At 56.1% G+C, this 8,010-nt stretch carries 3 protein-coding genes; 2 read left to right on the top strand and 1 reads right to left on the bottom strand.

Features of this window, described 5'->3' with window-relative positions; all coding sequences use genetic code 11:
• On the bottom strand, positions 1 to 766 hold a 766-nt coding region (locus tag Q8K09_RS09645; RefSeq protein ID WP_305254747.1), incomplete at its 3' end, for a circularly permuted type 2 ATP-grasp protein.
• 475 nt (positions 767 to 1,241) lie between these two features.
• Between Q8K09_RS09645 and Q8K09_RS09640 the strand changes: the two genes are divergently transcribed.
• Entirely contained in the window at positions 1,242 to 4,664 is a 3,423-nt protein-coding gene (locus Q8K09_RS09640) for a chemotaxis protein CheB (RefSeq protein WP_305254751.1), read from the top strand.
• A 209-nt stretch (positions 4,665 to 4,873) separates the two neighbouring features.
• On the top strand, positions 4,874 to 7,813 hold the full coding sequence (locus Q8K09_RS09635) for a bifunctional diguanylate cyclase/phosphodiesterase (protein ID WP_305254746.1): 2,940 nt from the start codon (positions 4,874 to 4,876) through the stop codon (positions 7,811 to 7,813).
• Positions 7,814 to 8,010 lie beyond the last annotated feature (197 nt).

Raw genomic sequence — 8,010 nt, 5'->3', positions numbered from 1 at the left:
TGTAGACCTTGTCGTCACGCACGAACAGGTCCGCGCCCTCGACCAGCTCAACGCCCATCTCGCGCGACAGGAAGGCGTGCTCGTAATAGGCACTGTTGAAACGTCCCGGCGTCAGCACCACCACGTTGAGGTTATCCAACGGGCTGGAGGTCTTCAGGGTCTCAAGCAGCAGGTTTGGGTAATGATTGATGGGTGCGATGCGCTGCGCGGCGAACAGCTCGGGGAACAGGCGCATCATCATCTTGCGGTCTTCGAGCATGTAGCTGACGCCGCTCGGGGTGCGCAGGTTGTCTTCCAGCACGTAGTAGCTACCATCGCCATCGCGCACCAGATCGACCCCGGCGATATGCGCATACAGATCACGGTGCAGATTCAAACCCTGCATGGCGATCTGGTAGCCCTCGTTGGCCAGCACCTGTTCGGCGGGAATGATCCCCGCTTTGATGATGCGCTGATCGTGGTAGATGTCAGCGAGAAACATGTTCAGCGCCTGCACGCGCTGGATACAGCCGCGCTCGACCATTCGCCATTCACTGGCAGGAATGCTACGCGGGATGGTGTCGAAGGGGATCAGCCGCTCGGTTCCCTGCTCATCGCCATACAGGGTGAAGGTGATGCCAGCGCGGTGAAACAACAGATCTGCCTCGCGGCGTCGCTGGGCCAATTGCTCTGGCGGGATGGCTGCCAGCCAACGGGCAAATTCTAAATAGTGTGGGCGACACTTGCCCTGTGCATCGTACATTTCATCGTAGTACTTGCGATCCATACCGCATTCCTCGTCCGCTGATACCGGTCACTATCGCAAATCGCCAAGCCCGTGCCATCTAGAAATTTGCTTTATTTAAGAAAGTTTGGAGTTTGCAAAAAATAGTGCGGCGTTTTCTCATCGCCAGTTGTCCCGGATCATTATTTAGCTGAGCGGCACAAGTCGACTTTTGTCGAAGTGCCCGCGCAGCCTGGCTGGTTGTGCGTCGGCCGCGGCATCGGCAATGTGCACTGTTAGCTACTGGTCTGAGTTGCAGTGAGGCAACTGAAGTTGTTTGTGGCCGGTCGAAATGAACGCGTAAAAATAGGCTTCCTATCTCGTGGGTACGGCTACACACGGCGCACTTTTATGGTGGGCAGTTGGTCAGATGCCACAGGTTAATTGAGCCGTTATTTACTTGTGTTGGAGAGCGTGGCCAGCGTGCAATTGTCAGGAACCCAGCGTTACACTGCAGCGCACATACAAGGTGGCAATCATGGCAAAAAGAAAAACAGGCTCCGCCCATATGGCGCAAGAGTCGAAAGACGCGCGTACAGCTGATGGGCAGTTGGTCATAGGGGCCGGAGATTTGCCTGCGAACAATGCCTGTGCATTTCCGATTGTCGGGATTGGCGCCTCTGCCGGTGGATTGGCTGCGTTTGAAGCGTTTTTCTCCGGTATGCCGACCGATACCAACCCCAATATGGCCTTCGTGCTGGTCCAGCACTTGGCGCCGGACCACAAAAGCATGCTCACGGATCTGATCCGACGCTTCACGCGTATGCAGGTCTTCGAGGTGGTGGATGGCATGCAGATACAGCTTAACTGTGCCTACATCATCCCGCCCAATCACGACATGGCCTTCATCAATGGCACCTTGCAACTGCTCTCACCGAGCGAGCCCCGTGGTCAGCGTCTGCCTATCGACTTTTTCTTCAGATCGCTAGCTCTTGACCAGCGCGAGCGGGCCATAGGTATTGTACTTTCGGGCACAGGCAGTGATGGCACCTTGGGCGTTCGCGCGATCAAGGCCGAGGGCGGGATGGTCATGGCCCAGGATCCCGACTCTGCTGAATTCGACGGTATGCCGCGCAGTGCCATTGCCACCGGCTTGGTCGATTACGTTCTGCCGCCTGCCGAAATGCCGGTGCAGCTCATGGCGTACCGCGCACATGCCTTCGGCAAACCGCCGCTGTTAGTCAGCATCCCGAGCTCCAAGGCCGAAGATGCCCTGAAAAAGATCTTCATTGCGCTACGCACCCATGTCGGCCATGACTTTTCACAGTACAAGCCGAGCACCATCTTGCGCCGCATTGAACGTCGCATGGCGGTCCATCAACTTGAAAATATCGACAGCTACGTCAAGTACCTGCACCAAACCCCCCGCGAGGTGGAGTCGCTATTTCGTGACCTGTTGATCGGTGTGACCAATTTCTTCCGTGACCCAGCTGCCTTCAAGGCGCTTGAGGAACTGGTCATACCCAAGCTCTTCGCCGCTAATCCACCGGGTTCAGCGATCCGGGTGTGGTCAACCGGCTGCTCAACCGGCGAGGAGGCTTACTCGCTGGCCATCCTCTTGCAGGAATACCGTGAAACCCTTCAGCAGGATTACACGGTTCAGGTATTCGCCACCGACATAGACAGCCGGGCGATTGCCACGGCTCGCGCCGGTATTTACCCAGCCAGTATGGCCGCCGACATAAGCCCCGAACGGCTGAAGCGGTTTTTTAGCCTTGAGTCCGATGGCAGCGGTTATCGCATTCACAAAAGCATTCGCGACATGCTGGTATTTTCCGAACAGGACCTGATCAAGGATCCTCCGTTTTCCAAGCTGGACTTGATTTGCTGTCGCAACCTGCTGATTTACTTAGGGGCGGAGTTGCAGAAGAAAATAATTCCGCTTTTTCACTACGCACTCAAGCCGGGTGGAATTTTGTTTCTCGGAACATCGGAAGGCGTCGGCGACTTTGATGAGCTGTTCAACGTGCTTGATCGCAAATCCAAGCTGTATCAGCGCAAGGAAGACTTCAGTGGCATGCGGCGCACCTTCCTCAGCCGTTTTCTGTCCCCGGTGACTGCTGCCGACATGATCAGCGTTGCGCGCCGCCCAGGCAGTGCCAAAGCGATTTTCCCGAGTAAATTACCGCTGCGGGAGATAACCGAACAGGCGCTTTTGCAGCACCTGGCGGCAGTAGCCGCGCTGGTCAACGCGCAAGGCGACATTCTGTATCTGCATGGCCGCAGTGGCATGTTCCTGGAGCCTGCACCGGGTGAGGCGGGGATCAACAATATTCTCAAGATGGCGCGCGAGGGCTTGCACTCGGGGCTGGCTACCAGCCTGCATAAGGCGGCTGCCAGCAAAGAGGTTGTGCGGGTAAAGGCACTGCAGGTTAAAACCAACGGCCATGTTACCTCTGTCAACCTGACTATCTGGCCGGTGAAGTCGGGCCCTGCTGCAGCGATGGAGGCCTCTCTGTTCCTGGTCATCCTGGAGGAGGCGTCAGCCTTGGCTGCGTCGCCGACGCAACCGATTACCGTGCAGGCAGATGCTGCTGCTGAGAACAGTGGTGATATAGACCCACGCCTTGAATCGCTCAAGCAGGAGCTGCAAAGCAAGGAAGATTATCTGCAGAGCATCATCGAGGCGCTGGAGACCTCCAGCGAAGAACTCAAGTCTTCCAATGAGGAAATGCAGTCGGTCAACGAGGAGCTGCAATCCACTAACGAAGAGTTGGAAACCTCCAAGGAAGAGCTGCAGTCGGTTAACGAGGAACTGGCCACTATCAACGCCGAGCTGCAGACCAAGGTGCTCGAGTTGTCGCAGGCCAATAACGATATGAACAACCTGCTGGCGGGCACTGGCATCGGTACGGTTTTTGTTGATCTCAATTTACGGATTCTGCGTTTCACCCCGGCGGCATCGCGAATAATCAACCTGATCCCAAGCGATGTCGGCCGCCCGGTCGGCCACATCGCCTCCAATCTGCTTGGCTATGATCGACTGGTGACCGACGTCAAGGCGGTACTGGATACCTTGACGCCCAAAGAAATTGATGTGCAAACCGTGGAAGGGCGCTGGTACAAGATGCGTATTTTGCCGTATCGCACCCTGGACAACGTGATCGAAGGCGCGGTGATCACCTATGTCGATATCAATGAACACGAGACGCTGCGCCTCAACGAAGAACGTTACCGGCTGGCGGCCAAAGCTGCGCGGGACGTCATTTGGGACTGGGATATCATCAAGGGCGAGCAGCGCTGGAATGAGGCCGGAATCTCGCTGTTTGGTTGGACCGATATCGTTTCAGTGCCGCAATCGATTACCTGGTGGCTTGAGCGTCTCCACCCGGAGGATCGCCAGCGGGTCAACGATGGCATCCAAGCTGCGGTAGCAGATAGTTCGCGCACGCATTGGGACGACGAATATCGCTTTCGCAAGGTCGATGGAACCTATGCGGTTGTACTCGACCGTGGTTTTGTCCTGCGTAATGAACGCGGACAGGCTATTCGCATGATCGGCGCAATGCTCAATATTTCTGCGCGCAAACAGGCTGAGGAAGCACTACGGGTTAATGAAGAGCGCCTGCGGGTGGCGCTGGAGGCTACGCCTGTCGTGATATTCAACCAAGACCAGGAATTGCGCTATACATGGATCTACAATGCTAAATCAGCGGTGCCTGTTGAGCAGTTCTTGGGGAAAACAGATGCCGAATTGCTACCGGCAGAGGCGGCTGCCAACCTGACCGCTATCAAAAGGCAAGTACTGGAGCGCGGGGAGGGGACACGCAGGCGGGTTAACGCCAATATCTATGGCGAGCCAATCCCTTGTGACATGACCGTTGAACCGCTGCGTGATGACGCAGGCGCCATCATTGGTATCACGGGTGCCGTGGTTGAGGTCACCGAACAACCGCATTAGTACTCATGTGTTCACTGAAAATAGCGCACGAGATGAACGACACAGTGAGCCTGTTTTCAGGCGTTTGTAGGCAGCAGCAGGTAATGCTTCTTTCACGGCCGCTTAGCACGAAAGGCCGCCCCCCACACGTCCAAGGTAAATAAGGGCTGCCGATGAAAGATAAGGATGTACGACAGGGAAAAATCACACAGTTGGTGGATTCTGGGACGTTGCTGCGCCAGATGGCGGAAGAAGTCATTGGCGATGATACGGACGTACAGCAAGCAAACCTGCAACACATGCCTCCAGAAGTGCTGCAGCAGACTCTGCACGAGTTGCGTGTGCACCAGATCGAACTGGAGATGCAGAACGAGGAGTTACGTCAAGTACAGGCAAAGCTCGAGGATGCCAAAGAACGCTATTTCGATCTTTATGACCTGGCGCCTGTGGGTTATCTGACCCTCAGTGTGCAAGGGACTATTGTTCAGGCCAATCTCACGTCTACTCATTTATTGAATGTGGTGCGTGCGGACCTGATCAAACATCCGATCACACGCTTCATCTTTCGCGACGATCAGGATATTTTCTACCAACTGCGAAAGCAGCTGATTGCCACGGGCGAACCACAGACGTGCGAACTGCGCATGGTCAAAAGCAATGGCACCTTGCTGTGGGCACACCTGGATGCAACCAAATCAGAAGATGAAAGCGGTGCGCCGGCGCTGCGCCTTGTTGTGAGTGACTTCAGTGCGCGCAAGTCTGCAGAAGATGCGTTGCAGGAGAGTTATCAGGCACTACAGAGCATTCTGGACGCGACCCTCGATGGTTTTTGGCGCGTCGATATCCACGGCAACATTCTCGATGTGAATCCTGCGTACTGCGAACTTTCGGGTTATACCCGCGAAGAACTGCTGAAGATGAACATTATCGACCTGGAGTTGGCCGAGTGCGCGGCAGCCACGGCAAAACAGACCCTTAGCCTCATAGAAACCGGTCACGGACAGTTCGAGTCCGTGCATCGTCGTAAGGACGGTTCTCCCTGGCAGGTCGAGGTTAGCAGCACGTTTCGCGATGCAGCCGGCGGACAGGTTTTTGTGTTTGTACGGGATATCTCCAAGCGTAAACAAGCCGAAGAGAAACTCCAGCTTGCAGCCAGCGTGTTCTCGCATTCGCGTGAAGGCATCATGATTACCGCGGCCGACGGCAACATCATTAACGTCAATGCCGCATTTACCAGGATCACCGGTTATAGCCGCGAGGAAGCCGTAGGGAAAACCCCGCACTTTCTAAGTTCGGGCCGTCACCCCGGTGAGTTTTACGAGTCTATGTGGCAGAGCTTGAGTGAAAAAGGCCACTGGTACGGTGAGATATGGAATAGGCGTAAAAACGGCGAAATTTATGCAGAAATGCAAACAATCAGCAGCGTGCGCGACTCCAACGGCGACGTTGTGCAGTACGTTGCGCTGTTCTCTGACATCACCGAAATCAAGGCGCACCAGAGCCGGCTCGAACATATTGCACACTACGATGCACTGACCTCGTTGCCCAACCGCGTGCTATTGGCCGACCGTTTGCGGCATGCCATTGTCCAGGCGCAGCGGCGAGGCCAACTGCTGGAAGTCGTTTACTTGGACCTCGACGGTTTCAAGGCAATTAATGACACGCACGGCCACGAGGCTGGCGATAAGCTGCTGATTGCCTTGTCTGCCACCATGAAACAGGCCCTGCGTGAGTGCGACACCCTTGCACGCATTGGTGGTGACGAATTCGTTGCGGTGCTGGTCGACCTGCCGGATGTGGCAACCAGTATGCCGATGCTCAGCCGATTGCTCGCGGCGGCGGCACAAGTGGTCCGTGTAGGTGATCTGACGCTGCAGGTATCCGCCAGCATGGGCGTGACCTTCTGTCCGCAACAGGAAGAGGTCGACGCGGACCAGCTCCTGCGTCAAGCCGATCAGGCGATGTACCAAGCTAAGTTATCGGGCAAGAACCGCCTGCACTTTTTCGATGTCGAGCAGGATCGTTGTGTGCGTGGCCATCATGAGAGCCTGGAACACATTCGCCGGGCATTGGCCGAGCGCGAGTTCGTCCTTCATTACCAACCCAAGGTGAACATGCGCACCGGTGAAGTCATCGGTGTTGAGGCGCTGATCCGCTGGTCGCACCCTCAACGAGGGCTGCTGGCCCCTGCGATATTTCTACCGGTGATTGAGGATCACCTACTGGCCATCGAGATCGGAGAGTGGGCCATAAATCGAGCCCTGAGCCAAATGGAAGACTGGCTCAAGGTCGGGCTGGACATGGAAGTCAGTGTCAATATTGGTGCGCGCCAGCTGCAGCAGAAGAATTTCGTTGAGCGTTTGCGAGCCATTCTTCAGGCGCACCCGCAGGTCAGCCCTGCACGCCTGCAGCTGGAGATTCTGGAAACCAGCGCATTGGAAGACGTCGCCCACGTATTTCAGGTGATCGAGGCGTGCCGCGGATTCGGTGTGATGTTCGCACTGGATGATTTTGGAACAGGTTATTCCTCGCTCACCTACCTGAAGCATTTGCCGGTGGCCATGCTGAAAATCGACCAGAGTTTTGTTCTCGGCATGCTTGACGACCCGGATGATCTGTCGATTCTCAAGGGCGTGGTGGGTCTGGCCAGCGCATTCCGCCTTAAGGTAATTGCCGAGGGGGTTGAAAGCCAGGAGCATGGCGCCCTGTTGCTGCAACTGGGCTGCGAGCAGGCCCAAGGGTTCGGCATCGCCCCACCGATGCCTGCAGATGAACTGCCCAGTTGGGTTGCGACCTGGTGGCAGCGTTCGGGTTGGTGCAATCTGCCTTTGGCAAGCAAGGAGGATTTATCGCGATTGATTGCCCGCGTCGAACTGCGCGCCTGGTTCAAGTCCACTGACAACTACCTCAAGGGTGAACGTGCAACCTCGCCGTCACTGGACAGGCAGCAGAGCTACTTCGCGCAGTGGCTGCAAGGCGATGGCCACGGTTGTCATCTCACTCATCCATCCTTTGCGGCTATCACCGCGTTGCATGCGCAGATTTATACGTTGACCAGCGAGCTCTGCGAGCTGCATGCCAAGGGGCGAGGCGCGCAGGTACAGGCAAAGCTCGGCAATCTTCATGACTTGCAGGATGCTTTGCTCGAGCAATTGAACGCGCTGTCTTGAGCGCTCGGAGACGGCAGCTGGTGTGCGCTACACCGAGCGTCGCCCCAGCGAGGCGTCCTCTACATGGCGCGCAGGGGCAGATTTTCAGCCGCGCATTTAGGCCAGGGTCAGCGGTAAACGCGTCGAGGCGTCCGCAGCAAAAGGGAGTTTTTTCACTGCCTCCAAGGTCAGCCTGATAGACTTATTTTGTATTTTTT

Origin of the sequence: Pseudomonas sp. (assembly GCF_030683065.1) — a bacterium.
GTDB lineage: Bacteria > Pseudomonadota > Gammaproteobacteria > Pseudomonadales > Pseudomonadaceae > Aquipseudomonas.
This window is presented reverse-complemented; position numbering and strand designations above follow the sequence as displayed.